The following is a 25148-nucleotide window of genomic DNA, read 5'->3' as shown; positions in this document are numbered from 1 at the left end:
GAATGATGAAACTTCGCCAGGGGACAGGATGGGTTCAGGTTGCCGCCTTGGGGTAAGGCGGCGGGAGGGGGTTGTCAGGCCGTAGCCGGGCGAATGACACGAGCGACTTGGTCCTGGGCTCGGTCAACGAGTAGAGCGCTCAGGTCGATCAGTTGCTGAATGCCCAAGACAATGGCGCGCTGGGAGTCGTCGAGGTTAAAAGCCACTGTAGCGGCCATTTCGCTGGCGGACGCGAGGTTTTCGGAGGCGTTGGCCAGGAGGGTTTCGGTGTCTATGTCGGGGCTGACGAGGAATAGGTTGTTGCTGGGGTGATTGGTGGGTGCGTCGTCGTTTTTGTTCGTGGGGAACAGGTAATGATCGATTGCTCGTTGAGCGGCGGCGTGGAGCTTGGTGTCGACGGGAGCAGTATTGTGATCGACGTAGGGATTGCGTGTTTTTTTGTGCATGGGCGAAGCTCCAAATATTGTCGGGAGTTAAAACGCCTTAGCTATACGGACTTCCACCTCCGGCCGCTGGGTTTACAGCGGCTGGGGAAGGTTAGCGATGGGTGGTCTGACGGGCAAGCTAAGAAAAGTGTGGGAAATTTCCGGGGTGATACTGGTCCGCCTCCGTAATACTGGGGGCCGCCCCCCGATATTCCCTGAAAGGCGACGCTAACTATTGATCTTGCCTCATTGATCTTGCCTCTTACGCGGCTGATGCCGTCTCCGATGCCATTTTCGCCAGCGTCGACAAATTGGCTCAGTTGCCATCCATAGGGCATAACGAAGCGGGAATACACCTCCCCGACACCCAAGAGACATCCCTGATAAACTGCGCCATTCGCCTCGCTGACTCAGATCGCCAATGTCCCTACAAACCGCTCCACTCTCCCGCCGCTTTTCTGTCGCACCGATGATGGACTGGACCGACCGCCACTGCCGGTTCTTCCTACGCCTGCTCTCCAAACACGCCCTGCTCTACACCGAGATGGTCACCACCGGCGCGATCCTCCACGGCGATCACGATCGCTTCCTGCGCCACAACGACGCCGAGCACCCGCTCGCCCTCCAACTGGGCGGCAGTGTTCCCGCCGATCTGGCCGCCTGTGCCCGAATGGCCGAGGCTGCCGGTTACGACGAAGTGAACCTGAACGTCGGCTGCCCCAGCGATCGGGTGCAGAACAACATGATCGGCGCGTGCCTGATGGGCCATCCGGCGTTGGTGGCGGATTGCGTGAAGGCGATGCGCGATGCGGTGTCGATTCCGGTGACGGTGAAGCACCGGATCGGGATCAATGGGCGGGACAGTTACGCCCAGTTGTGTGATTTCGTCGGGCAGGTGAAGGATGCGGGGTGTACCAGTTTTACCGTGCATGCGCGGATTGCGATTCTGGAGGGGTTGTCGCCGAAGGAGAATCGCGACATTCCGCCGTTGCGGTATGACGTGGCGGCGCAGTTGAAGCGGGATTTTGCCGAGTTGGAGATTATTCTCAACGGTGGGATCAAGACGCTGGAACAGTGCCAAGAGCATTTACAGACGTTTGACGGGGTGATGCTGGGCCGGGAGGCTTATCACAATCCGTATGTGCTGGCGGAGGTGGATCAGCAGTTGTTTGGCAGTGCGCGGCCGGTGATCAGTCGGGCAGAGGCGTTGGCGCAGTTGCGGCCTTATATCGCGGAGCATTTGGCGAGCGGTGGCTCGATGCATCACATTACGCGGCATGTGCTGGGGTTGGGGACGGGTTTCCCTGGGGCGCGCAAGTTCAGGCAGTTGTTGTCGGTGGATATTCATAAAGCGAGTGATCCGTTGGCGTTGCTGGATCAGGCGGCGGGGTTGCTGGAGGGCCGGTGAAACCGGCGCCCACCTGTTTATCGCGGTGTTCATTGGGCTGTTGGGTTGAACCTGCGGGCGATCTTGCCCTCCTATTTAGCAGCAAGGCCAGTCATTCAAACGGCTGTTTTCAGGTTGTTGCCCTCGCAAACGATCGAACGCATTTGCGCCCTTGAGCGCCTGCCAGCGCTCGGGTAATGTCATCAGACCCATAGGACAGAGCACGCCCATGACTTCCAAGCTGGAACAACTCAAACAGTTCACTACCGTCGTCGCCGATACCGGCGATTTCGCGGCCCTCGCCAATCTCAAGCCGCAAGATGCCACCACCAACCCTTCCCTGCTGCTCAAGGCCGCGTCGATTCCGGGCTATGCCAAGTTGCTGGATGAATGCGTGAAGGACTGCAACGGTGATGTTGGCCTGGCCAGTGACCGTTTTGCGGTGGCGGTGGGTCAAGAAATCTTGAAAGTGGTGCCCGGCCGTATCTCCACCGAGGTGGATGCACGCCTGTCGTTCGACACTGACGCCGTACTCAAGCGCGCGCACCGTCTGATCGACCTGTACGACAAAGCCGGGGTTGGCCGTGATCGCGTACTGATCAAGATCGCTTCCACCTGGGAAGGTATCCGCGCGGCGGAGAAGCTGGAAAAAGAAGGCATCCAGACCAACCTGACCCTGCTGTTCTCCTTCGCCCAGGCCGTGGCCTGTGCCGAAGCGGGTGTGTTCCTGATTTCGCCGTTCGTGGGCCGTATCTACGACTGGTACAAGAAAGCCAACGGCAACGACTACACCGGCGCCGATGATCCCGGCGTGCAATCGGTGACGCGCATCTACAACTACTACAAGGCCAATGACTACAAAACCGTGGTGATGGGTGCGAGCTTCCGCAACCTGAGCCAGATCGAAGAGTTGGCCGGCTGTGATCGCCTGACGATCAGCCCGGACCTGCTGGAGAAACTGGCGGCCGATACCGGCAAGCTGGAGCGCAAGCTGTCGCCAGGCCATGCCGGTGAAGCGCGGGTGCATCTGACTGAAGCGCAGTTCCGTTGGGAGTCCAACGAAGATGCGATGGCGACTGAGAAGCTGGCCGAGGGGATTCGTCAGTTTGCTCGGGATCAAGAGAAGCTCGAAGCGTTGTTGTCTGCCAAGCTGTAAAAGCGGCGGCAGCAAAAAGGGCGGCACCTGTGAGGGTGCCGCCCTTTTTTTCAGTTAGGAACTCGGTCAAATGTGGGAGCGGGCTTGCCCCCTCCCACACTGGGAGTGCATTCCAACAGGGCGGTCAGTGGCGTTCGAGGGCGTTGACGAGGTCGTGGAAGGCTTCGCGATTGGACTCGTTCAAGCCCATCAGGATTTTGTGCGCTTCCAGCACCTTGATCCGCACGATTTCCTCGGATTGGTCCTGGGACGGCAGGTCGGTCAGGCACTCCGGGCAGGGGATCGGGCGGTCAACGATGTTGAACACTTGATCGAAGCCCATGGACTGCAGCAGACGGGTGATGTCTTCGTGGGTGGTGACGACGGTGGGCAACAGGCCGACCTTCTGCCGAGACAGAATGGACAACTTGGCCAATAACCCAAGGGTGGTGCTATCGATGCTGCGGGTTTCGGTCAGATCGATCACGATCGCCGAGAAATTCAGTGCTGTGAAAATCCGCTCAATCGTTGCATCCAGCGCCGAACACAAGGTCAGGCGCACTTCACCGACAAACTTCAGGACGAAGGTCCCGTCTTGCTCGGCGAATTGGATTCTTCCGGTACTCATCAAAGATTCCTGCTCAACACCAATAGGGCGATATCATCCGGCATCTCACCTAGCGTGGCCAATCCAAAAACCTGCCGCAGACCATCCAGGCTGCCGCCCGCCGACTTGACCCGTTGGGGCAAGGCGGCTTCTTTCTCTTTGAGTGTAGGCTCTGGAAGAAGGTCCAGGATACCGTCGGACATCAGCGTCAGGCTGAAGGTCGGCGGCAGCTCCAGGATGTGGTCTTCGTAGGTGGCTTCATTGAACAAGCCGACGGGCAGACCACGCCCTTCCAGGTAGCGCACACTGTCAGGAGTGTACAAAACCGGCATCGGCAGGTGACCGCCGATGCTGTAGGTCAAAAGACCGGTTTCTTCATCAATCACGCCGCCCACCATCGTCACGTGCTTGCCCAGCTTGCAGCTGATCAGGCCTCGGTTGATGTGGCCCAGCACCTGGGAGGGGGTGAATTCCGGCAAGGTGCCACTGCGCTTGGATTCGAACAACAGCCGTGTGGTCATAAACTTCAACAACACGGTGACAAACGCCGAGGATGCACCATGGCCGGACACGTCGGCCAGGTAGAACGCAACCCGCCGCTCGTCTACGCGGAAATAGTCGACAAAATCACCCGACAGGTACAGCGACGGGATGATCTGGTGCGCGAACTTGAATTCATCGATGGTCCACGGGCTGACCGGCAGCATGTTCATCTGCACCTGGCGACCGGCGTTCTGGTCTTCCTGGAGCAGGTTCAGGCTGGCTTCGAGTTCGCGGTTGGCGGTTTCGAGCTTTTCGCGGTAGCGCTGGTTTTCCACCAGTAGGCGTGCCCGATCCAGGGCACGGCGCACCGAGTGCTCCAGCACCGCCAGGTCTTGCAGGGGCTTGATCAGGTAGTCGGCGGCGCCCAGGCGCAGGGCCTCGACGGCATCATTCATCACCCCGGCACCGGACACGACAATCACCGGCGTCTGCGGAGCAAGCTCGGTCACCTGGCGAATCAGCTCGAGGCCGCCCATCTGGGGCATGCGCAGATCGCAGATCACGAGGTCGGGCTTATCGCGCTCGAATACCTGGAGACCCTGTTGGCCATTGCTGGCCTGCAGGACGCTGAAGCCACTGTCTTCCAAATAGGCCGCAAGGCTTGCGCGCACTACTTCGTCGTCATCGATTATCAGCAGCGTGGCACTGGTTTTTGGCATGTGGGCAAACGGCGCCAGAATTAGGTTGGCGTAGGCGGCTCGGCAATGGCCGTGCTCACGCTACTGGATTCGCTTTCTAGCCTCTCTGTCCTACAAAGCATAGGCTTTTTGCCCACGCACAACTGTAAAGCAGAGGTGCCCTTCTAAGGCGCAGACGGTACTCCCATCCGCCAGGGGTTTCAAGCTCATGCCGATGGTCGCCGGGCGTCTTTACATCGCAAATCACAGGGAGTTATAAGAACAGCCACCACCACAACACAAAGTAAGGATGGAAGCTGTGAGCGAACACGAGCGCGACTACGCTGAAAAGCGCGATTTCATCCGCATGCGAGTGGATGCCGATGTCTCTTTGATCCACGCCGGGCAGGAAATTGACGGGGTTTGCGTGGACCTTTCCAGCTCCGGCATGCAAGTGCAGGCACCTCGCCAGTTCACCGTGGGCGACCTGCTGACCGTGCGCATCGAGTCAGAACATGCCGCCCTCACGGGCCTGGAAGCGGACACCCAGGTGGTATGGGCGAAGAACGAGGGCGATAAACAACATTTGGGACTGAAGATCCTGAAAATGCGCTAATACCCGCGCACAAAAAAGGCGACCACGCGGTCGCCTTTTTTCGTTTCAAGACGTCTCGACTTAGAAGTCGTCGACGACCTTCCCATCCTTGACCTTGAACTCGCGGTTCTGCAGGTAGGCGTTGCGAATGAAGGTGTACTTGTCGCCGGTGATCAGCTTCTCGCTGTCGAGCAGGCTGGCACGGGTGTCGACAATGTTCAGGCCAAAGGTGCTGTTGCGCCAGCCGATGTCGTTCATGTAGCGGTACGGTTGGGTGTAGCTGTCCACGTATTTGGACGGCGCGTCGCGCAAGGTGCTTGGACCCAGCAGTGGCAGCATCACGTAAGGACCGCTGCGCACGCCCCAGTAACCGAGGGTCTGGCCGAAGTCTTCATCGCTGCGTTGCAGCCCCATTTTGGTGCCTACGTCGACGAAGCCCAGCACGCCGAAGGTGGTGTTCATCAACAGGCGGGCTGTATCCACACCGGCGGCGTGCGGCTTGAGTTGCAGCACGTTGTTGGCCAGGTTGCCGACATCGCCGATATTGCGGAAGAAGTTGTGAACGCCGTCCTGCACGAATTGCGGGGTCACAAACTGATAGCCTTGGGCCAATGGTTTTAGGGCGTAGGTATCAACGGTGTCGTTGAACGTAAAGATCGGGCGGTTGACGCTTTCCCATGGATCATCTTCCGACGCAGCGTTTACGGCGAAAGGGGCCAGCAGGACAGTGGCACACACCGAAAGCTGAGCGAAGTAGTGGCTCCAGCGCATAGCTTTTGCTCCTTGAATAGTCTGTCATGGGCGCTATGCCCTGAATAAGGCGCCAGTATATGACGGAAGTGTCCTTTTAGGCATCTGCCAAGAAACGACATACAGAAAATGTACAAAATTCCTACAATTACTCGAGAGTGTCATCGACTTGTCACACCACCCCGATAGCGTCACAGCTATTTCAGGGATGTCGAAATGCCTCACGCCGAGATTGCCATCGCCACTGCCCCCACCTTGACCGCCGTGTTGTTTGGCCTGAGTGGCTGCCTGGTGGATTTTGGTTCCCAGGCGCGCACCGATTCACCCTCCCCGCATTCCGAGGCCACGCCAGGAGCATTGAAGAGCCTGCGCAGCCTCAAGGAACAAGGCGTGCCCTGCGCCTGGCTGGATGAGCTGCCGCCCTCGGTGACAACCCCGCTGGCCGCTGCGCTGCCCGACTGGCTCAAGGCGACGTCACCGTCTTCCATCCGCTGGCCCGCGCCCCATGCGTGCTGGCAAGCCTTGATGGAATTGAACATCGAACGCCTGGAAGGCTGCGTACTGGTCAGCGGCGAGCCGCGCCTGCTGCAATCGGGCCTGAACGCTGGGCTGTGGACTATCGGCCTGGCGTCCTGCGGTTCGCTGTGCGGCCTGGCGCCAGAGCAATGGCAGGCACTGACCGAGCAACAGCGCGAATACAAACGCGGCAAGGCCACCGTGGCGCTGTATGGGTTGGGGGTGCATTCGGTGATCGATCACCTCGGCGAGCTCGGTACCTGCTTGGCGGACATCAGCCTGCGCCAGCTCAAAGGCGAAAAGCCCTGATTGAGATCATGCACAGACGGCGCCGGTAGATTAATCTACAGCTCCTCTCGTAGACCTTTCTCGGCGTGCCGTGGTCTACGCCAGTGCCTATCGATAAAAGGAAGAACACCATGCCTGCCCGCGAAAAACTGCAAGAACAGGTCAACATCCTGCGCGAGCAACTGGAACAAGAACCACCGCTGCCGTCCGAAAAACGTGAAGCGCTGGAAGCCTTGCTTGCCAAGTTTGAAGTGCAACTTGAACTGGAACCGGCCACTCAGCCGCCGAGCATCGCTGATGATGTGAACCGGGCGGTAGAAAGTTTCGAGTTGGACCATCCGGGCATTGCCGGGACGTTGCGCAATATTGTGATCACCTTGGGCAACATCGGCATTTAACCCGAGCCCAAGCCAAGCACAGAACCAACAGGTAGGAGGGGGCTTGCCCCCGATTGCAGTGGGTCAGGCACAGAGACTGTGACTGACACTCCGCTATCGGGGGCAAGCCCCCTCCCACATTTTTTGTTTGTGTAAAGGTTACTGGCGCGCCAGGCGCAGGTTTTGGAACTCCACATCCTCAGTACTGCGATACGGGTTGATATCCAGCCCACCCCGCCGCACATAGCGCGCAAACACCGTCAACTTCTCCGGTTTCAGCAAGCGCTGCAAGTCCAGGAAGATCCGCTCCACGCACTGTTCATGGAAGTCCGAGTGCTGGCGAAAGCTCACCAGGTATTCCAGCAGGCTGGCGTGATCCAGTTGTGCGCCGCGGTATTGCACCGCCACGCTGCCCCAATCGGGCTGGCTGGTGACCGGGCAGTTGGATTTGAGCAGGTGGCTGTGCACGCTCTCCTCGACAATGCGCGAGTCATCGCAACGCAGCAGTTCCGGACGCGGGTGTTCGTAGTTGCTGACGCTGATATCCAGGTCATCGATGCACACCCCCGGCAACGTCACCACGCCTTCGGCCTCAACCTCGGCCAGGCTGCGGATGCGCACGCCCACCGGCTTGCCGGCAGCAGCGCTGAGGTCGGTGCGCAACGTCGCCTCCAGGCTTTGCGTATCGGCAAACGCGGTCTGGTTCAGTGAGTTGAGGTACAGCTTGAAGGACTTGGACTCGATGATATTCGGCGAGTCGGCCGCAATGCTGAACTCACCGATGGCCACCACCGGCTTGCCCGACGGCAGCAGCCAGGACAGTTCGAAGCAGTTCCAGAAATCCACGCCCTTGTAAGGCAGGGTCTCGGCGCTCAGGCCCAGTTCGGCCCATTTCGCGGCGCGCGGGATCGGGAACAGCAACGAGGGGGTGTAGGTGCTGATGTATTCACTGGACTTGCCCAGCGGCGAATGTTCGGCTGCGGGATGCATGGCGGAAACCTGGCTAAATAAACCCGACCATTCTACCAGCCTTTGCCCCCGCCCCTAAGAAACACAGCACGCGCGCCCTCGCAGGCTCAATGGACGTTGAGCTTGCCGACCATGCCCGCCTGGTAATGCCCGGGAATATTGCAGGCAAACTCAAGGCCGGAGGCCTTGGTGAACGTCCAGGTCAATTCGGCGGTTTTACCGGGTTCTACCAGTACGCTGTTGGGGTCATCGTGCTTCATCCCGCCCATATTGCCCATGCTGGCCATAGCACCGTGGTCCATGGCGCCGTGGTCCATCTTGCCCATACCGGTGGCGTTCAGCATGCCGCTCGACTGCATCTGCATCATTTGCTTCTGATGCTCAGCATGCATGGCCGCATCGCCCAGGTTGAACTCGTGGAGCAACTGGCCTTTGTTGACCAGCACAAAACGCACGGTCTCACCGGCCTTCACATCCAGGGACTTGGGCGAAAAGGACATATCCTGCAGCACCACTTCCACGGTGCGCGTGGCCTTATCGGCAGATGCCGGCTGGCCGAATGCATAGGTGTGGGCCGTGTCAGCCATTGCCCCGACACTCAACGCCAACAGGCAGCCTGCCAACAACAGGGGGGTACGCAATGCCATCTCAATTCTCCAAAGGTGTGGGATCGGTCTGAGGACCACTCTAAGATTGCACCCCTGCCAGCTAGCTGACTGCTAGATTACAACTTTGTCAGGTTGCGCCCCTCCCCTGGCCACCACGGTATAAAGTCCGACGTGACCCGCCGCCAAGAGCTGCCCATGAAACTGCTGATCGTCGAAGACCAACCCAAAACCGGCCAGTACCTGCGCCAAGGCCTGGCCGAGGCCGGCTTTACCACCGAACTGGTGGCCGACGGCACCAGCGGCCAACACTTGGCGCTGACCGGCGACTACGACCTGCTGATCCTCGATGTGATGCTGCCCGGCCGCGATGGTTGGCAGATCCTCCAGGCCGTGCGCAGCGCCGGACTCGACATCCCGGTGCTGTTTCTCACCGCCCGCGACGCCGTGGAAGACCGCGTACACGGCCTGGAACTGGGCGCCGACGACTACCTGGTCAAGCCGTTCGCCTTTTCCGAACTGCTCGCACGGGTGCGCAGCCTGTTGCGCCGTGGCAGCAGCGCACCGCAGGAAACCGCCCTGCAACTGGCCGACCTGCGCCTGGACCTGATCCGCCGCCGCGTCGAACGCGACGGCCAGCGCATCGACCTCACCGCCAAGGAATTCGCCTTGCTCGAACTGCTACTGCGGCGCCAGGGCGAAGTGCTGCCCAAGTCGCTGATCGCGTCCCAGGTGTGGGACATGAACTTCGACAGCGACACCAACATCATCGAAGTGGCGATCCGCCGACTGCGCCTGAAAGTCGACGACAACTTCCCCAATAAGCTGATCCACACCGTGCGCGGTATGGGTTATGTGCTGGAGGAACGATGCAGTTGATCAAGCACCTGTCCCTGAGCAGCCGCCTGGCCCTGCTGTTTGCGGCCTGCACCGCCGTGGTCTCGTTGCTCGCCGGCGTGCTGTTCAACCGGGCCAGCGAGGCGCATTTTGTCGAACTGGACCAGCAACTGCTCGAGAGCAAACTGGTGGCGCTGCGCAGCACCTTGCTGGGCGTCGACTCGCTGCAATTATTCGCCCAACGCGAAGCGCAACTGCGCGCCGAACTCAATCGCCAGCCTGACCTCGCATTACGCATCACCGCCGCCGGCCAGCGCTGGTTTGACGGCGCACCGAACATCAGCCTGCCCGAATCGCCTGGCCTGCACGGCCTGCAGAACGCCGGCACCGACTACCGCGTGTACAACGCGCCGTTAAGGCCGGGCCAACCCGACTCGCCGCAACTGAGCCTGATGCTCGACATCACCCACCACCAGCACTTCCTGCAACGCATGCAGCATTTGATCTGGCTCACGGTCAGCCTCTCGGCCCTGGCCACCGCGCTGCTCGGCGCCTGGGCAGCGCGCAGCGGGCTGCGGCCGTTGCGGCGCATGGGCGAAGTGGCGGCCGGCGTGTCGGCCCATTCCCTGACCCAGCGTTTGCCCGAGCAGGGTATGCCGGTGGAACTGGCAGAACTGGCCCAAGCCTTCAACGCCATGCTGGGCCGACTGGACGACGCGTTCCAACGCCTCTCGGCGTTCTCCGCCGATATCGCCCACGAACTGCGCACCCCCCTGTCGAACCTGTTGACCCACACCCAAGTCATCCTCACCCAGCCGCGCCCGCTGGAGGATTACCGCGAGGCGCTGCACAGCAACCTGGAAGAGCTGCAATGGATGGCGCAACTGGTGAACGACATGTTGTACCTGGCCAAGGCCGATCACGGGCTGCTGGCGCCCACGCGCGAACCGTTGAAGCTGGCGGATGAAGTGGACGCGCTACTGGAGTTCTTCGTCTTGCTGGCGGAAGACGCGCACGTCAGCCTGGTGCGCGAGGGTATGGCCCACACCACTGGCGATCGCGGCATGTTGCGCCGGGCATTGTCGAACCTGTTGGATAACGCGCTGCGCTTTACTCCGGCGGGCGGCGAGGTGCGGGTGCATCTGACGGAAGGGGCACACGGCGTGACGCTGACGGTGGAGAACAGCGGGGAAGGCATCCCGGCGGACGTGTTACCGAGGTTGTTCGACCGCTTCTACCGGGCCGACCCGGCGCGCCATGAAGGCAGCAGCGAGCATGCGGGGCTGGGGTTGGCGATTACCCAGTCGATTGTGCGGGCGCATGGGGGGCGGATTTATTGCGAGTCTGAGCCGGGGTGGACGCGGTTTGTGATCGAGTTGCCACGGGGAGTTTGATGCAAGCTGTGTTGGCGCTATCGGGGGCAAGTCGAATCGTCGCACCGCCCCTCCCACATTTTGATCTGTGAACACCTTCAAAATGTGCGAGGGGCGGTGCGACGATTCGACTTGCTCCCGATAGCGGTCTTAAATCCTACGAATACCTGAGGGCATGCGCCGGCTCAATCTTCGCCGCCCGATACGCCGGGTAAATCGTCGCCAAAAAGCTCAACACAAACCCGGCCGAGCAAATCAGCAGCACATCCCCACCCTGCAATTGCGAGGGCAGGTTGCTGACGAAATACACGTCCGAACTGAAGATATGCTGCCCGCTCACCCGCTCCAGCCACCCCACCAGTTCACTGACGTTCAGCGCCGCAATCACCCCCAGCACGCCGCCGATCAGGGTGCCGACGATACCGATCACCGTGCCCTGCACCATGAAGATCGCCATGATCTGCCGTGGCGTGGCGCCGATGGTACGCAGGATCGCGATGTCCGCGCCCTTGTCGTTCACCACCATGATCAGCGTGGCGATGATGTTGAACGCCGCTACCGCGACGATCATCAGCAACAGCAGGCCGATCATGGTTTTTTCCATCTTCATCGCGCTGAACAGGCTGCCCTGGGTGTGGGTCCAGTCATCCGCCTTGTAGGCCGCACCGAGGCTGGCGGCGATGTCCGCCGAGACCTTGGGCGCCGCATACAAGTCCTTCACCGCCAGGCGCACGCTCTGCACCTGGTTCGGCTGCCAATGCTGAATTTCTGCGGCGTCGGCCATATGGATCAACGCCATGGAGCCGTCCAACTCGGCGCCGACCTTGAAGATACCGACCACGTTCAAACGCTGCATGCGCGGGGTAATGCCGCCCGGCGCGCTGCTGATTTCCGGGACAATCAGGGTCAGCTTGTCGCCCACGTTCAGGCGAAAGCGCCGTGCGGTGATTTCGCCGACCACCACGCCGAACTCACCGGGCTTCAAGTCTTCGAGTTTGCCCTGCACGATATGCTGGGCCACGATCGACACCTTGCCTTCCTGGGCCGGGTCGACGCCGCTGATCTCGATCGGCTGCATCGCGCCCTTGTAGGAGAACATGCCGTCCATCTGCGTGAACGGTACTGCGGCGGTCACTTCGGGATTCTTCATCGCGGCGGCGGCTACCGGCTGCCAATCGTCGATCGGCTTCACACCGACGACGGTGGCGTGAGGCACCATGCCGAGGATGCGCGAGCTCATTTCGCGTTGAAAGCCATTCATCACCGACAACACCACGATCATCGCCAGCACGCCCAGGGCGAGGCCGATCATCGAGGTCATCGAGATAAACGAAACAAAACGGTTGCGGCGCTTGGCGCGGGTATAGCGCATGCCGATGAAAATCGATAACGGTCTGAACATTCGCGTGCACCGCCTGAAAAAATGAAAAAGCCCGGCGTCATGCCCCGGGCTTGAAACAGGTCAGATGGCGACCAGATGACCTTCCTGCAGGTGCAATACGCGGTCCATCTGCCGGGCCATGCTCATGTCATGGGTCACCACCAGGAACGCGGTGCGCATCTGGGTGCTCAGTTCCAGCATCAAGTCCTTGATGCCCTGGGCAGTGTGGGAGTCGAGGTTGCCGGTCGGCTCGTCGAGCATCACCAGGCCCGGGTTGTTCACCAGCGCACGGGCAATCGCCACACGCTGGCGCTCACCACCGGACAATTCGGCCGGTTTGTGCTCCAAGCGGTGACCGAGGCCGACGCGCTCCAGTAAGGCCTTGGCACGCTGGCGCGCCTCCGGGATCGCGGTCTTGCCGATCAGCAGCGGCATGCACACGTTTTCCAGAGCGGTGAACTCCGGCAACAGATGGTGGAACTGGTACACGAAGCCCAACGAACGGTTACGCAGTTGGCCACGGGCCTTTTCACCGAGGGCCGACAGCTCTTCGCCGGCCAGCCACACGCTGCCCTGGGACGGCGTATCAAGGCCGCCCAACAGGTTGAGCAAGGTACTTTTGCCGGAACCGGAACTGCCAACGATCGCCACGCGCTCGCCGGGGTGCAGCTCAAGTTGCAGGTTGGACAACACCACTACCGATTCCGGGCCTTCCTCGTAGGATTTGCCTAGGTTGCGGCAGCTCAGGATTGCTTTTTCACTCATGCCCGATTCACTCATAACGTAAGGCCTGTGCTGGCTGGGTACGTGCCGCGCGCCAGGCTGGATACAGGGTGGCAAGGAAACTCAGGACCAACGCGGCGCCGCCCACCATCAGCACGTCCTGGGCCTGAACCTGGGACGGCAAGTAGTCGATGAAGTAGACGTCGGCGTTGAGAAACTTGTGGCCGATCAGGGTTTCGAGGCCAGCGATGGCCGCGCTGACATTGAGCGCAGCCAGAATGCCCACTGCGGTGCCGATCAAGGTGCCGACCACGCCGATCACCGTACCCTGCACCATGAAGATCGCCATGATCTGCCCCGGCGTGGCCCCCAGGGTGCGCAGGATGGCGATGTCACCCTTCTTGTCGTTCACCACCATCACCAGTGTGGAAATGATATTGAAGGCCGCCACCGCGACGATCAGCAGCAACAGCAGGCCGATCATGGCTTTTTCCATGCGGATGGCCTGGTACAGGTTGCCGTGGGTACGGGTCCAGTCGCGGGCGTAGAACTGGCTTTCACCCAGGTGCTGGGCGATTTCCCAGGCGCCGCGCGGGGCGTCGAACAAGTCGTTGAACTTCAGGCGCAGGCCCTGCACCTGGTCCGGCTTCCAGCGATGCAGGCGCGCGAGGTCGGTGAGGTTGGTCAGGCCAAGGTAGCCGTCGATCTCGCCGGCGCCGACGTGGAAGGTGCCAACCACGGTAAAGCGTTTCATGCGCGGGAACATGCCGGCCGGGGTCACGGTGACTTCCGGGGCGACGAAGGTCAGCTTGTCGCCGATGCCCACGCCGAGCTTGGCCGCGGCTTTGTCGCCGATCACGATGCCAAAGCTGCCGGGCGCCAGATCGTCGAGTTTGCCCTGCAGCATGAACTTGTCGATGATCGAGACGTTGCGCTCCTGAACCGGGTCGATGGCGTTGAGCAGGATTTTCTGCACCTTGCCATCATGCGTCAGCAGCCCTTGCATCTGGGTGAACGGTGCCACGGCCACGACCTTGGGGTTCTGCTTGACCTTGTCGGCCAGGCTTTGCCAGTCGCTGATCGGTTCACCCGACTCGATGGTCGCGTGGGGCACCATGCCCAGCACGCGGGTGCGCATCTCATGATCGAAGCCGTTCATCACCGACAGCACCACGATCATCACGACCACGCCAAGGGCGAGACCGATCATCGAGGTCAAGGAAATGAACGACACAAAATGATTGCGACGCTTTGCACGGGTATAACGCGTGCCAATAAATACGAAGAGAGGTCTGAACATGTCGGGGCTTGTTCGGAGGAAAAGAAGACGTCCCGGTGGCGGGGTCTGGTAAGCAGCTTTACACTCAGACCATTACCGCTACCTTGGGTTCGCCATGTCGACATTAGATGAAGAAGAACGCCGCGAATACTACCGTATCGACGACATGATCGCACTTCAAATCAAAAGCCTGTCCGCCCCCGAAGCGGCGAGCAAGGAAGTGCTACTGGATGATTCGCCGCTGTTCAACCTGCTCAGTGAACTGCACCTGAGCGAATTCGAAGCCCAGCACCTGTTGCGCCAGCTCAGCGAGAAAGATCGCAGCCTGGCCGCCCTCCTCAGAGTCCAGAACAAACGCCTGGATCTGCTCAGCCAGATCATGGCGCGCGGCCTGCTGGACGAAGTCGGCGCCCCGCAGCCGGTGATCATTTCCGAAGGTGGCATCGACTTCCAGCACCCGACCGCCCTGACACTCGGTACCCACCTGGCGGTCAAGCTGGTGCTGATGCCCCAGGCGCTGGGCCTGTTGCTGCGGGCCCGGGTCACCCATTGCGATGCCAAGGGCGCCGCGTTTGCCATCGGCACGGAATTCGAATCCATGACCGACGCCCAACGCCAATTGCTGGCGCGCTACATCCTGCAGAAACAGGCGCAGGAACGGCGTCTGGCGCGGGAACAGAGCGACGACCAAGACACCTGAATTCGTATTCACCCCGCCAGACGACCTGGCGTAAAGGAGCAACTGTGACCCTGATCTACGGCCACCGCGGTGCCAAAGGCGAAGCACCGGAAAACACCCTGACCAGCTTCCAGCAGTGCCTCAAGCACGGTGTACGCCGTTGCGAACTGGATTTGCACCTGTCCATGGACGGCGAACTGATGGTCATCCACGACCCGACCCTCAAGCGCACCGCCGACCGGCGCGGCAAAGTCGTCGAGTATTCGGCAGCGGACCTGATGAAGATGGACGCACGCAAAGGCGGCCCTGGCTGGGTCAACCCCTGCCCGATACCGCGCCTGGAAGAGCTGTTCGAAAAGTGCGACTTCGATCACTGGCAACTGGAAGTCAAAAGCGCCTCGCGCACCCGCGCCGCGACCACCGTGCTGGCGATTCGGGAAATGGCCGTGCGTTTCGGCATCATGGACAAGGTCACGGTGACCTCAAGCTCACGGGAAGTGTTGAAAGCGGCCGTGGAACTCACCCCGGACCTGTCGCGCGGGCTGGTAGCCGAATACGCCTGGCTCGACCCGCTGAAGGTCGCGCAAAACTACGGCTGTGAGTATCTGGCGTTGAACTGGACGCTGTGTACCCCCGAGCGTCTGGAAAAAGCCCAGCGCCAGGGATTGCACGTGTCGGTGTGGACAGTCAACGAACCTGCGCTGATGCGCAGGCTCGCCGACTTCGGCGTAGATAGCCTGATTACAGACTTTCCCGGTTTGGCCACTGCCACCCTCGAGAATTACTGAAATCGGTCTCCCCGGCCGGCTCAGGCCACCGGCCGGAGCCGCTCAAAAAAGCCGGTTGAGGCCGTCGTAGGCCGCTACGCGATAGGCTTCGGCCATGGTCGGGTAGTTGAACGTGGTGTTGACGAAATACTTGAGGGTATTTTGCTCGCCCGGCTGGTTCATGATGGCCTGGCCGATGTGTACGATCTCCGAGGCCTGGTAACCGAAGCAATGCACGCCGAGGACTTCCAGGGTTTCACGGTGGAACAGAATCTTCAGCATGCCTTGCGGCTCACCGGCGATCTGCGCACGCGCCATGCTCTTGAAGAACGCCTTGCCCACTTCGTAAGGCACCTTGGCCTTGGTCAGTTCGTGTTCGTTCTTACCGATCGAGCTGATCTCCGGAATCGTATAGATACCGGTCGGCACGTCATTCACATAGCGCCAGCTGCCATTGTCGACAATGCTCCCAGCGGCCGAACGGCCCTGGTCATGAGCGGCACTGGCCAGGCTTGGCCAGCCGATCACGTCACCGGCACCGTAGATATTCGGCACACAGGTACGATAGTTCTCGTCCACTTCGATCTGGCCACGGCTGTTGACCTTGACCCCGACATTTTCCATGCCCAGCTTGTCGGTGTTACCGGTACGGCCGTTGCACCACAGCAAAGCGTCGGCCTTGATCTTCTTGCCGGACTTGAGGTGCAGGATCACACCGTTGTCCAAACCTTCGACCCGCTCGTACTCTTCGTTGTGGCGCACGGTGATGTTGTTGTTGCTGAAGTGGTAACTCAACGCCTGGGAAATTTCCGAGTCGAGGAAGCTCAGCAACTGCTCGCGATTGTCCACCAGCTCTACCAGCACACCCAGGCCGCTGAAGATCGAGGCGTATTCGCAGCCGATCACGCCGGCGCCATAGATGATCAGTTTGCGCGGGGTGTGGCCCAGGCTGAGGATGGTGTCGCTATCGTAGATACGCGGGTGGTGGAAATCGAGATCCACCGGGCGATACGGGCGCGACCCGGTGGCGATGATGATGTGCTTGGCCACCAGCTTCTCGACCACACCGTTGGGGCAGACCACTTCGATGGTTTGCTCGTCGGCGAAGCTGCCGGTGCCGAAGAACAGGTCGACACGGTTACGGGCGTAATAGCCGGTCCGCGACGCCACCTGTTTGGAGATGACTTTTTCCGCGCTTTTCAGCACGTCCGGGAACGAAAACCAACGCGGCTCGCCAATGGCCCGGAACATCGGGTTGGTGTTGAACTGCATGATCTGGCGCACTGAGTGACGCAAGGCCTTGGACGGGATGGTACCCAGGTGGGTGCAGTTACCGCCGACCTGACGACGGCTATCGACCATCGCCACCTTGCGCCCTGCCTTCGCGGCGTTCATCGCCGCACCTTCTCCAGCCGGGCCGGAACCCAGTACTACCACGTCGTAGTTGTAGACAGCCATGCATACTCCTCAGAACAGGCCAGGCCCACGGTTGGACGCCTGGCTAAATCATGCCGCGGCCAGCGGTCATGAAGGACAATTTGGCTCAAGTGTGTGAACCGGGGCACAGTCTATATAAGGCTCAATGCCGCGCACATTAACCCTTGGTCGCGTCGTAGGCCAGTTTTGCCTTTACTACATGGCGCGGATTACGGTTTCACCGCAGTCAGTTGCTCGAACGCCTGATTACTGCGCGTGACGAAAGCATCGCCCTCGCGAAGCACAAAAAACGCAGCGATCTGGTGCTGCTCAGCGTAATCCCAGCCTTGCTCCGGCCCAAGGATCAACAGCAACGTCGACACCCCATCGGCCATCAGCGCCGACGGATGCAACACCGTCACCGATGCCAGTTGATGGGTAATCGGCGCACCGGTCCGCGCATCCAGGGTGTGGGAATAGCGCCGACCATCCTGCTGGAAATAATTACGATAGTCACCAGACGTGGACACACCAAAGCCGTCGACGTTGATGACTCTTTCGGCGACCCGTTGATCGTCACGGGGTTCTTCCAACGCCACGCGCCAGGGCGAGCCGTCAGGTTTGTGACCGGCAGCCTTGAGTTCGCCGGTGGCTTCGGCGAGGTAGTGATGAATACCCAGGCCGCTCAACAGCTCGGCGATGCGATCCACCGCGTAACCGGCAGCAATGCTGTTGAAATCGACTTCGACGGCGGCGTCCTTGCACAGTTGCTCGCCGTCGATACGCAGATGCTGATGACCGACCCGCTGGCGCACCTGCGCCAGCGTCGCGGCGTCCGGCACCCTGAGTTGCCGGGCCTGAGGCCCGAACCCCCACAGGTTCAGCAGCGGTTCCACCGTCAGGTCAAACGCACCCGCGCTGGCCTGGGACAGCTGCTCGCCGGTACGCACCAGTTGCAGAACCGGCGCCGGCATCGGCTGGCAGCTATTGGCCGGCAGGTTGTTGAAACGCTCGATATCGGAGTCGCTGCGGTAGGTCGACATCTGTCGGTCGACGTCCGCCAGGATATTTTGCACCTTGCGTTGGAGCTCTTTCGGCGCGGGTGCCGTCGAGCTTCTGACATACTGAATCGAATAGGTGCTGCCCATGGTCGGGCCACCAAACTGCTCCAGCGTATCGCCGCCACAGCCGGCCAGCGCCGCAAAACCGCACACCATCGCTATCTGTCGCAGGCTGCCCATAAACTTAATCGCCGTCGAAAATTGAATTACCCTGTAGGCACACACCTTTGCAGGACCCACCATTATGCGGCATGCAGTTATCTGTTTATGGCTGATGTTCTCGATCCCGGCGTTCGCCAATGAGGCGGATCGTCTCACCCAGGCGAACTTTCCGGCGCAGTCCGAGCAGTTGGTACTGAAAAACCAGGCGCTGCTGACTTACCTCTGGGCGGATGTGTATGCCGCGGCGCTGTATGCCCCGGCCGAGATCAGCGCAAAGCAGTCCTGGGATCGGCAAAAAGACCTGCGCCTGGTGCTGTATTACTTTCGCGATATCGACCGCAACGATGTGATTAAAGCCGCGAACGCCACCCTTGAACGCCAGCAGGCCAGCGCCCGCCTGAAACCAGAGCTTGCGCAACTGCATGCGCGTTTTCGCAACATCCGCAGCGGTGATCGCTACGCCCTGGATTTTCGTCCGGGACGCGGCCTGAACCTAGAGATCAATGGCCAGGTGGTGTTCAGCAGTCGCGATGAGGAACTGGCGAGGGCGTACCTGGGCATCTGGCTGGCGCCGAAGGGGCTGTCCGATAGTTTGCGCAGCAAGTTGCTGAACTGATGGCGTCGGGGCCGTGGCAAAGGCTGCGACTGATCCACCGCTATCGCGGGCAAGCCCGCTCCCACATTTGACGACGTACCGCCTGACGCACTGCACTCCCCAGTGGGAGCGGGCTTGCCCGCGATGAGGCCTGTGCAAACAACATAAATCCCCAGCCAGAAAAAAGCCCCGAACCAGTCGGGGCTTTTTCATTCAACCTGAACGCTTAGCGCGGGAATGCAGGCGGGTTGACCCCGGCCATGTCTTCCATCACGCGAACGACCTGGCAGCTGTAGCCGAACTCGTTGTCGTACCACACGTACAGCACAACGCGGTTGTCCTGGGAAATGGTCGCTTCCGCGTCCACCACGCCGGCGTGGCGCGAGCCAACGAAGTCGGTGGAGACCACTTCCTGCGAGTTGACGAAGTCGATTTGCTTATGCAGATCGGAGTGCAGCGCCATGTAGCGCAGGTACTCGTTCATCTCTTCACGGGTAGCGGCTTTCTCAAGGTTCAGGTTGAGAATCGCCATCGATACGTTAGGCGTCGGCACGCGGATCGCGTTGCCGGTCAGCTTGCCGGCCAGCTCAGGCAGGGCCTTGGCGGCAGCGGTGGCGGCACCGGTCTCGGTGATCACCATGTTCAACGCGGCGCTGCGGCCACGGCGATCGCCCTTGTGGAAGTTGTCGATCAGGTTCTGGTCGTTGGTGTACGAGTGAACGGTCTCGACGTGGCCGTTGACGATGCCGAACTTGTCATTGACGGCCTTCAGCACCGGCACGATGGCATTGGTGGTGCAGGAAGCGGCGGACACGATCTTGTCGTCAGCGGTGATTTCCGCGTGGTTGATGCCGTGAACGATGTTCTTCAGCTTGCCTTTACCAGGCGCAGTCAGGACAACGCGGGCAATACCCGGGCAGGTCAGGTGCTGGCCCAGGCCTTCGGCATCACGCCATACGCCGGTGTTATCCACCAGCAGGGCGTCCTTGATGCCGTACTGGGTGTAATCCACCTCAGTCGGGTTCTTCGCGTAGATCACCTGGATCAGGTTACCGTTGGCGGTGATGGTGTTGTTTTCTTCGTCGATGACGATGGTGCCGTTGAACGGACCGTGTACCGAGTCGCGACGCAAGAGGCTCGCGCGCTTGGCCAGGTCGTTCTCGGCGCCTTTGCGCACCACGATGGCACGCAGGCGCAAGCCATCGCCGCCACCGGTTTTGCCGATCAGGATGCGTGCCAGCAGGCGGCCGATACGACCGAAGCCGTAAAGCACAACGTCAGTGCCTTTGCGGGCGGAGGCGTTCTGCTTGCCCACCACGTCGGCCATTTCTTCACGCACGAACTGCTCGACGGAACGGCCGTTGGCTTCAGCGCGGAATTTGGCGGCCAACTTGCCCAGGTCTACCGAGGCCGCGCCGAGCTTGAGCTCGCTCATGGCTTTGAGCAGAGGGAATGTTTCGTGGACGGAGAGTTCGCTGTCGTTGGCAGAACGATGGCGAGCAAAGCGATGCGCCTTGAGAATCGCGATGACTGATTGGTTGATCAGGCTGCGGCCATAGATCGAGCTCACCACATTGTTATTGCGGTATAGCTGACCGATAAGCGGGATCATCGCTTCAGCGAGTGCTTCACGGTCGATCCATTCACCAAGACACTGGTCGGGCTTCTGAGTCACGGGAACCTTCCACATGTAGGGGCTGAAAAAAGGGGCTACATTATGCCGCCCGACCGCCCCAGGAGCAATGCGCGTCCCACAACAAAAAGCCCTTATCCAAAAAAGCCACCCCGCTGCAGCCCAGTAAATACGCGGGTTCCAGAAGGCCACTAGTGGAGCAGGCGGGACGACTTGTCCGTAACCCTCCGAAAACTATGTGTATTTCAGCACTACATATTGAGTCAAAACACGCCATTGTTTGTCTTAGCCACTACATTTCCCACAAACCGTAATAGGCTCAGTCAGCAACTGACAGGCGGCACCTCGGGCCGTTACAATTACCGACTTTGTCGCAACGCTTGGAGCTCAACCTTCCGTGCCCGTTCTGCGTCTACCGTTACTCCCTGCCGCGGCAGGTAAACAGCACTGGGGTAACTTGCCCGGTGCCGCCCTGAGCCTGGCCATCGCCGAGGCTGCCAGCGCAGCCAAGCGCTTTACCCTGCTGCTTACCGCCGACAGCCAAAGTGCCGAACGGCTGGAGCAGGAGCTGAGCTTCTTCGCCCCCGATTTGCCGGTGCTGCACTTTCCCGACTGGGAAACCCTGCCCTACGACCTGTTCTCGCCGCACCAGGACATCATTTCCCAGCGCATCGCCAGCCTGTACCGCCTGCCGGAACTGGCCCACGGCGTGTTGGTGGTGCCGATCACCACGGCGCTGCATCGCCTGGCGCCGACCAAGTTCCTGCTGGGCAGCAGCCTGGTGCTGGATATCGGCCAGAAGCTCGACGTGGAGCAAATGCGCACGCGCCTGGAAGCCAGCGGCTACCGCTGCGTCGACACGGTATATGAGCACGGCGAATTCGCGGTGCGCGGTGCGCTGATCGACCTGTTCCCGATGGGCAGCAAGTTGCCGTACCGCATCGACCTGTTCGACGACGAAATCGAGACCCTGCGCACCTTCGATCCGGAAAACCAGCGTTCCATCGACAAGGTCGAGTCGGTCAAACTGCTGCCGGCGCGGGAGTTCCCGCTGCAAAAAGACGCGGTGACGCGCTTCAAGGCGCGCTTTCGTGAGCGCTTCGACGTGGACTTCCGGCGCTGCCCGATCTTCCAGGACTTGAGCAGCGGAATTACCCCCGCCGGTATCGAGTACTACCTGCCGCTGTTCTTCGACGAAACCTCCACCCTGTTCGACTACCTACCCCAGGACACCCAGGTGTTCTCGCTGCCGGGCATCGAGCAAGCGGCGGAAAACTTCTGGAACGACGTGCGCAACCGCTATGAAGAGCGTCGCGTCGATCCGTCCCGGCCTTTATTACCGCCCGCCGAACTGTTCCTGCCGGTGGAAGAGTGCTTCGCCCGCCTGAAAAACTGGCCGCGCGTCGTCGCCAGCCAAGAGGATGTGGACGCTGGCACGGGCCGCGCGCGCTTCCCCGCGCAAAACCTGCCTAACCTGGCGATTGAAGCCAAGGCCAGCCAGCCGCTCGAAGCGCTGTCCAACTTCCTCGGCGATTTCCCCGGTCGCGTGCTGTTTACCGCCGAATCGGCCGGGCGCCGCGAAGTGCTGCTGGAGTTGCTGGAACGCCTGAAGCTGCGCCCGAAAACCGTCGACAGTTGGCCGGACTTCATCGCCAGCAAAGAGCGCCTGGCGATCACCATCGCGCCGCTGAATGAAGGCCTGCTGCTGGACGATCCGGCCCTGGCACTGATCGCCGAAAGCCCGCTGTTCGGCCAACGGGTGATGCAGCGTCGTCGCCGCGATAAACGCGCCGACGCCAACAACGACGCCGTGATCAAGAACCTCACCGAGCTGCGCGAAGGCGCGCCAGTGGTGCATATCGACCATGGCGTCGGCCGCTACCTCGGCCTGCAAACCCTGGAAATCGACAACCAGGCCGCCGAATTCCTCACCATGGAGTACGCCGAAGGCGCCAAGCTGTATGTGCCGGTGGCCAACTTGCACCTGATCGCCCGCTACACCGGCAGCGACGATGCCCTGGCGCCGTTGCACCGCCTCGGTTCCGAGACCTGGCAGAAAGCCAAGCGCAAGGCCGCCGAACAGGTGCGCGACGTCGCGGCCGAGCTGCTCGACATTTATGCCCGGCGTGCAGCGCGCGAAGGTTACGCCTTCGCCGACCCAAAAGCCGACTACGCCACCTTCAGCGCCGGCTTCGCCTTCGAAGAAACCCCGGACCAGCAAACCACCATCGACGCCGTGCGCGCCGACATGCTCGCGCCCAAGCCGATGGACCGCCTGGTGTGCGGCGACGTGGGCTTCGGCAAGACCGAAGTGGCGATGCGCGCAGCCTTCATCGCGGTGCATGGCGGCAAGCAAGTGGCGATCCTGGTGCCGACCACCCTACTCGCCCAGCAGCACTACAACAGTTTCCGTGACCGCTTTGCCGACTGGCCGGTGACCGTGGAAGTGATGAGCCGCTTCAAGTCCGCCAAGGAAGTGAATGCCGCCGTCGCCGACCTGGCGGAGGGCAAGATCGACATCGTGATCGGTACGCACAAGCTGCTGTCGGACGATGTGAAGATCAAGAACCTGGGCCTGGTGATCATCGACGAAGAACACCGCTTCGGGGTGCGCCAGAAAGAACAGCTCAAGGCCCTGCGCAGCGAAGTCGACATTCTGACCCTCACCGCCACGCCGATTCCGCGCACGCTGAACATGGCGGTGTCGGGCATGCGCGACCTGTCGATCATCGCCACCCCGCCGGCGCGGCGCCTGTCGGTGCGCACCTTCGTGATGGAGCAGAACAACAGCACGGTCAAGGAAGCGCTGCTGCGTGAATTGCTGCGCGGCGGGCAGGTGTATTACCTGCACAACGACGTGAAGACCATCGAGAAATGCGCCGCCGACCTCGCCGAACTGGTGCCGGAAGCGCGCATCGCGATCGGCCACGGGCAGATGCGCGAGCGCGACCTCGAACAGGTGATGAGCGACTTCTACCACAAGCGCTTCAACGTGCTGATCGCCTCGACCATCATCGAGACCGGCATCGACGTGCCAAGCGCCAACACCATCATCATCGAGCGCGCCGACAAGTTCGGCCTGGCACAACTGCATCAACTGCGTGGCCGCGTCGGACGCAGTCACCACCAGGCCTACGCCTACCTGCTGACGCCACCGCGCCAGCAAATCACCGGCGACGCGGAAAAACGCCTGGAAGCCATCGCCAACACCCAGGACCTGGGCGCCGGCTTTGTGCTGGCCACCAACGACCTGGAAATCCGTGGCGCCGGCGAACTGCTCGGCGACGGCCAGAGCGGGCAGATCCAGGCCGTGGGCTTCACCCTGTATATGGAAATGCTCGAACGTGCGGTGAAAGCCATCCGCAAGGGCGAGCAACCGAACCTCGACCAACCGCTGGGCGGCGGCCCGGAGATCAACTTGCGCTTGCCGGCGTTGATTCCCGAAGACTACCTGCCGGACGTCCACGCACGGCTGATCCTGTACAAGCGCATCGCCTCGGCCACCGACGAAGAAGGCCTCAAGGACTTGCAAGTAGAGATGATCGACCGCTTCGGCCTGTTGCCGGAACCGACCAAGAACCTGGTGCGTCTGACCCTGCTCAAATTGCAGGCCGAGCAACTGGGCATCAAGAAGGTCGACGCCGGGCCGCAGGGCGGGCGCATCGAGTTCGAAGCGCAGACGCCGGTCGACCCGCTGGTGCTGATCAAGCTGATCCAGGGCCAGCCCAACCGTTACAAGTTCGAAGGGGCTACGCTGTTCAAGTTCATGATTCCGATGGAACGCGCCGAAGAACGCTTCAACACCCTGGAGGCGCTGTTTGAGCGCCTCATCCCGAAATCTGCTTGAAGGACGCCCCAATGCGCGTGTTCCGCATTCTGAGCTTGTTATTAGTGGTACTCGCACCCTCGGCGTTTGCCGACAGCCTGTACCAAGTGGAAATGGTTCTGGTGCGCCAGAACATGGAGCCGGTGATCAACAGTCGCGCCGCGCCGGAAGACTGGGATGCCGGTGCCGTGCGCCTGGGCGACAGAAAGAGCCCGCCGCGCCTGGGTACGATCGTCGACAAACTTCGCGCAGACACCAACTACACCGTGCTCGCACACAAGGCCTGGGAACAGAACCTCGGTGAGCAGCCGGTAAAAATCGCGATCACCGACGGCCAGGAGCAGTTCGGCCAGTTTCCCATCGAGGGCGTGCTGAACCTGCAACTGGGCCGTTTTACCGATATCGACGCCGACTTCTGGATCAACCAGTTCGACGGCAACGGCAGCGTCATCGCCAGCGAGCACCTGGCGCAGAAAGACGTGCGCACCAAAAACAACCAGCTCAACTACCTGGATGGCGGCCACCTGGCGCTGCTGATCAAGATCACCTCGTTGACCGCCAAGCAGCCCAGCGCACCGCCCACCGACCTTCAGGACTGATCC

General features: G+C 60.9%; 24 protein-coding genes. 12 read left to right on the top strand and 12 right to left on the bottom strand.

Annotation, left to right across the window (positions count from 1 at the left end):
* Positions 1–74: 74 nt before the first annotated feature.
* Positions 75–446 carry a DUF6124 family protein gene (locus ACS5Q8_RS08220; RefSeq protein ID WP_465160040.1) on the bottom strand — a complete coding sequence of 124 codons (372 nt, stop codon included), beginning with the start codon at positions 444–446 and terminating at the stop codon, positions 75–77.
* 400 nt (positions 447–846) lie between these two features.
* Between ACS5Q8_RS08220 and dusA the strand changes: the two genes are divergently transcribed.
* Together dusA and tal are read left to right on the top strand one after the other, a co-directional pair.
* A complete protein-coding gene (gene dusA, locus ACS5Q8_RS08215; RefSeq protein WP_247402252.1) occupies positions 847–1833 on the top strand; it encodes a tRNA dihydrouridine(20/20a) synthase DusA in 987 nt (328 codons plus the stop codon).
* A gap of 208 nt (positions 1834–2041) precedes the next feature.
* Positions 2042–2968 carry a transaldolase gene (gene tal / locus ACS5Q8_RS08210; RefSeq protein ID WP_247402250.1) on the top strand — a complete coding sequence of 309 codons (927 nt, stop codon included), beginning with the start codon at positions 2042–2044 and terminating at the stop codon, positions 2966–2968.
* Positions 2969–3092: 124 nt separating this feature from the next.
* Here tal and rssC read toward each other — a convergent pair whose 3' ends face one another.
* Together rssC and rssB are read right to left on the bottom strand one after the other, a co-directional pair.
* Complete coding sequence (rssC, locus tag ACS5Q8_RS08205) at positions 3093–3575, bottom strand: anti-sigma factor antagonist RssC (RefSeq protein WP_017848891.1); 483 nt, start codon at positions 3573–3575, stop codon at positions 3093–3095.
* A complete protein-coding gene (rssB, locus tag ACS5Q8_RS08200; RefSeq protein ID WP_247402248.1) occupies positions 3575–4756 on the bottom strand; it encodes a two-component system response regulator RssB in 1182 nt (393 codons plus the stop codon). Before rssB ends, rssC begins: the two co-directional genes overlap by 1 nt.
* A gap of 277 nt (positions 4757–5033) precedes the next feature.
* Here rssB and ACS5Q8_RS08195 point away from each other — a divergent pair, with 277 nt between their 5' ends.
* Positions 5034–5330: a PilZ domain-containing protein gene (locus ACS5Q8_RS08195; protein WP_247402245.1), complete on the top strand. Its 297-nt coding sequence runs from the start codon at positions 5034–5036 to the stop codon at positions 5328–5330.
* Between the two features lie 60 nt (positions 5331–5390).
* On the opposite strand, the gene ACS5Q8_RS08190 is transcribed toward ACS5Q8_RS08195, so the two are convergent.
* Positions 5391–6080 (bottom strand): MlaA family lipoprotein, encoded by a 690-nt coding sequence (locus ACS5Q8_RS08190; protein WP_247402242.1) that lies wholly within the window; start codon positions 6078–6080, stop codon positions 5391–5393.
* 195 nt (positions 6081–6275) lie between these two features.
* Here ACS5Q8_RS08190 and pcrP point away from each other — a divergent pair, with 195 nt between their 5' ends.
* Positions 6276–6884 (top strand): HAD superfamily inactivated hydrolase PcrP, encoded by a 609-nt coding sequence (gene pcrP / locus ACS5Q8_RS08185; protein WP_276197054.1) that lies wholly within the window; start codon positions 6276–6278, stop codon positions 6882–6884.
* A gap of 110 nt (positions 6885–6994) precedes the next feature.
* Positions 6995–7261: a DUF4404 family protein gene (locus ACS5Q8_RS08180; RefSeq protein ID WP_247402236.1), complete on the top strand. Its 267-nt coding sequence runs from the start codon at positions 6995–6997 to the stop codon at positions 7259–7261.
* 138 nt (positions 7262–7399) lie between these two features.
* On the opposite strand, the gene queF is transcribed toward ACS5Q8_RS08180, so the two are convergent.
* A complete protein-coding gene (gene queF / locus ACS5Q8_RS08175) occupies positions 7400–8230 on the bottom strand; it encodes an NADPH-dependent 7-cyano-7-deazaguanine reductase QueF (protein WP_276197053.1) in 831 nt (276 codons plus the stop codon).
* 86 nt (positions 8231–8316) lie between these two features.
* Positions 8317–8856 (bottom strand): copper-resistant cuproprotein CopI, encoded by a 540-nt coding sequence (gene copI / locus ACS5Q8_RS08170; RefSeq protein WP_443697496.1) that lies wholly within the window; start codon positions 8854–8856, stop codon positions 8317–8319.
* A 156-nt stretch (positions 8857–9012) separates the two neighbouring features.
* Here copI and ACS5Q8_RS08165 point away from each other — a divergent pair, with 156 nt between their 5' ends.
* Together ACS5Q8_RS08165 and ACS5Q8_RS08160 are read left to right on the top strand one after the other, a co-directional pair.
* Positions 9013–9693, top strand: a complete 681-nt coding sequence (locus tag ACS5Q8_RS08165) for a heavy metal response regulator transcription factor (RefSeq protein WP_253394144.1) — start codon at positions 9013–9015, stop codon at positions 9691–9693.
* Positions 9690–11045, top strand: coding sequence for a heavy metal sensor histidine kinase (locus ACS5Q8_RS08160; RefSeq protein WP_465160357.1), 1356 nt, complete (start codon positions 9690–9692; stop codon positions 11043–11045). The genes ACS5Q8_RS08165 and ACS5Q8_RS08160 overlap by 4 nt, the downstream gene beginning before the upstream one ends.
* A 136-nt stretch (positions 11046–11181) precedes the next feature.
* Here the strand turns inward: ACS5Q8_RS08160 and ACS5Q8_RS08155 are convergent, their stop codons facing one another.
* Genes ACS5Q8_RS08155 through ACS5Q8_RS08145 form a run of 3 tightly spaced genes read right to left on the bottom strand, consistent with a single transcriptional unit; the run spans position 11182 to position 14428 of the window.
* Positions 11182–12426: a lipoprotein-releasing ABC transporter permease subunit gene (locus ACS5Q8_RS08155; RefSeq protein ID WP_276197051.1), complete on the bottom strand. Its 1245-nt coding sequence runs from the start codon at positions 12424–12426 to the stop codon at positions 11182–11184.
* Between the two features lie 60 nt (positions 12427–12486).
* Positions 12487–13170: a lipoprotein-releasing ABC transporter ATP-binding protein LolD gene (lolD, locus tag ACS5Q8_RS08150; protein WP_017477213.1), complete on the bottom strand. Its 684-nt coding sequence runs from the start codon at positions 13168–13170 to the stop codon at positions 12487–12489.
* Positions 13171–13177: 7 nt separating this feature from the next.
* Positions 13178–14428, bottom strand: coding sequence for a lipoprotein-releasing ABC transporter permease subunit (locus tag ACS5Q8_RS08145; protein ID WP_247399978.1), 1251 nt, complete (start codon positions 14426–14428; stop codon positions 13178–13180).
* Between the two features lie 94 nt (positions 14429–14522).
* On the opposite strand from ACS5Q8_RS08145, the gene ACS5Q8_RS08140 reads away from it, so the two are divergent.
* The gene (locus tag ACS5Q8_RS08140; RefSeq protein ID WP_276197050.1) at positions 14523–15107 is read left to right on the top strand and encodes a PilZ domain-containing protein; all 585 of its coding nucleotides are present in this window, start codon (positions 14523–14525) and stop codon (positions 15105–15107) included.
* Between the two features lie 44 nt (positions 15108–15151).
* Positions 15152–15874: a glycerophosphodiester phosphodiesterase gene (locus ACS5Q8_RS08135; RefSeq protein ID WP_247399974.1), complete on the top strand. Its 723-nt coding sequence runs from the start codon at positions 15152–15154 to the stop codon at positions 15872–15874.
* A gap of 42 nt (positions 15875–15916) precedes the next feature.
* Here the strand turns inward: ACS5Q8_RS08135 and sthA are convergent, their stop codons facing one another.
* A complete protein-coding gene (gene sthA / locus ACS5Q8_RS08130; protein WP_247399972.1) occupies positions 15917–17311 on the bottom strand; it encodes a Si-specific NAD(P)(+) transhydrogenase in 1395 nt (464 codons plus the stop codon).
* 188 nt (positions 17312–17499) lie between these two features.
* The gene (locus ACS5Q8_RS08125) at positions 17500–18510 is read right to left on the bottom strand and encodes an FAD:protein FMN transferase (RefSeq protein ID WP_276197048.1); all 1011 of its coding nucleotides are present in this window, start codon (positions 18508–18510) and stop codon (positions 17500–17502) included.
* A gap of 64 nt (positions 18511–18574) precedes the next feature.
* Between ACS5Q8_RS08125 and ACS5Q8_RS08120 the strand changes: the two genes are divergently transcribed.
* Complete coding sequence (locus ACS5Q8_RS08120; RefSeq protein WP_276197047.1) at positions 18575–19108, top strand: chalcone isomerase family protein; 534 nt, start codon at positions 18575–18577, stop codon at positions 19106–19108.
* A gap of 205 nt (positions 19109–19313) precedes the next feature.
* Here ACS5Q8_RS08120 and ACS5Q8_RS08115 read toward each other — a convergent pair whose 3' ends face one another.
* Positions 19314–20777 (bottom strand): glyceraldehyde-3-phosphate dehydrogenase, encoded by a 1464-nt coding sequence (locus tag ACS5Q8_RS08115; RefSeq protein WP_247399966.1) that lies wholly within the window; start codon positions 20775–20777, stop codon positions 19314–19316.
* Between the two features lie 340 nt (positions 20778–21117).
* Here ACS5Q8_RS08115 and mfd point away from each other — a divergent pair, with 340 nt between their 5' ends.
* Both mfd and ACS5Q8_RS08105 read left to right on the top strand, forming a co-directional pair.
* Positions 21118–24567 carry a transcription-repair coupling factor gene (gene mfd, locus ACS5Q8_RS08110; protein WP_276197046.1) on the top strand — a complete coding sequence of 1150 codons (3450 nt, stop codon included), beginning with the start codon at positions 21118–21120 and terminating at the stop codon, positions 24565–24567.
* A gap of 11 nt (positions 24568–24578) precedes the next feature.
* Positions 24579–25145, top strand: a complete 567-nt coding sequence (locus ACS5Q8_RS08105; protein WP_426099483.1) for a CsiV family protein — start codon at positions 24579–24581, stop codon at positions 25143–25145.
* The last annotated feature ends 3 nt before the right edge of the window (positions 25146–25148 follow it).

Source organism: Pseudomonas sp. PAMC25584 (assembly GCF_058135675.1).
The sequence above is the reverse complement of the archived record's forward strand: the minus strand, read 5'-3'. Positions and strand labels throughout refer to the sequence as shown.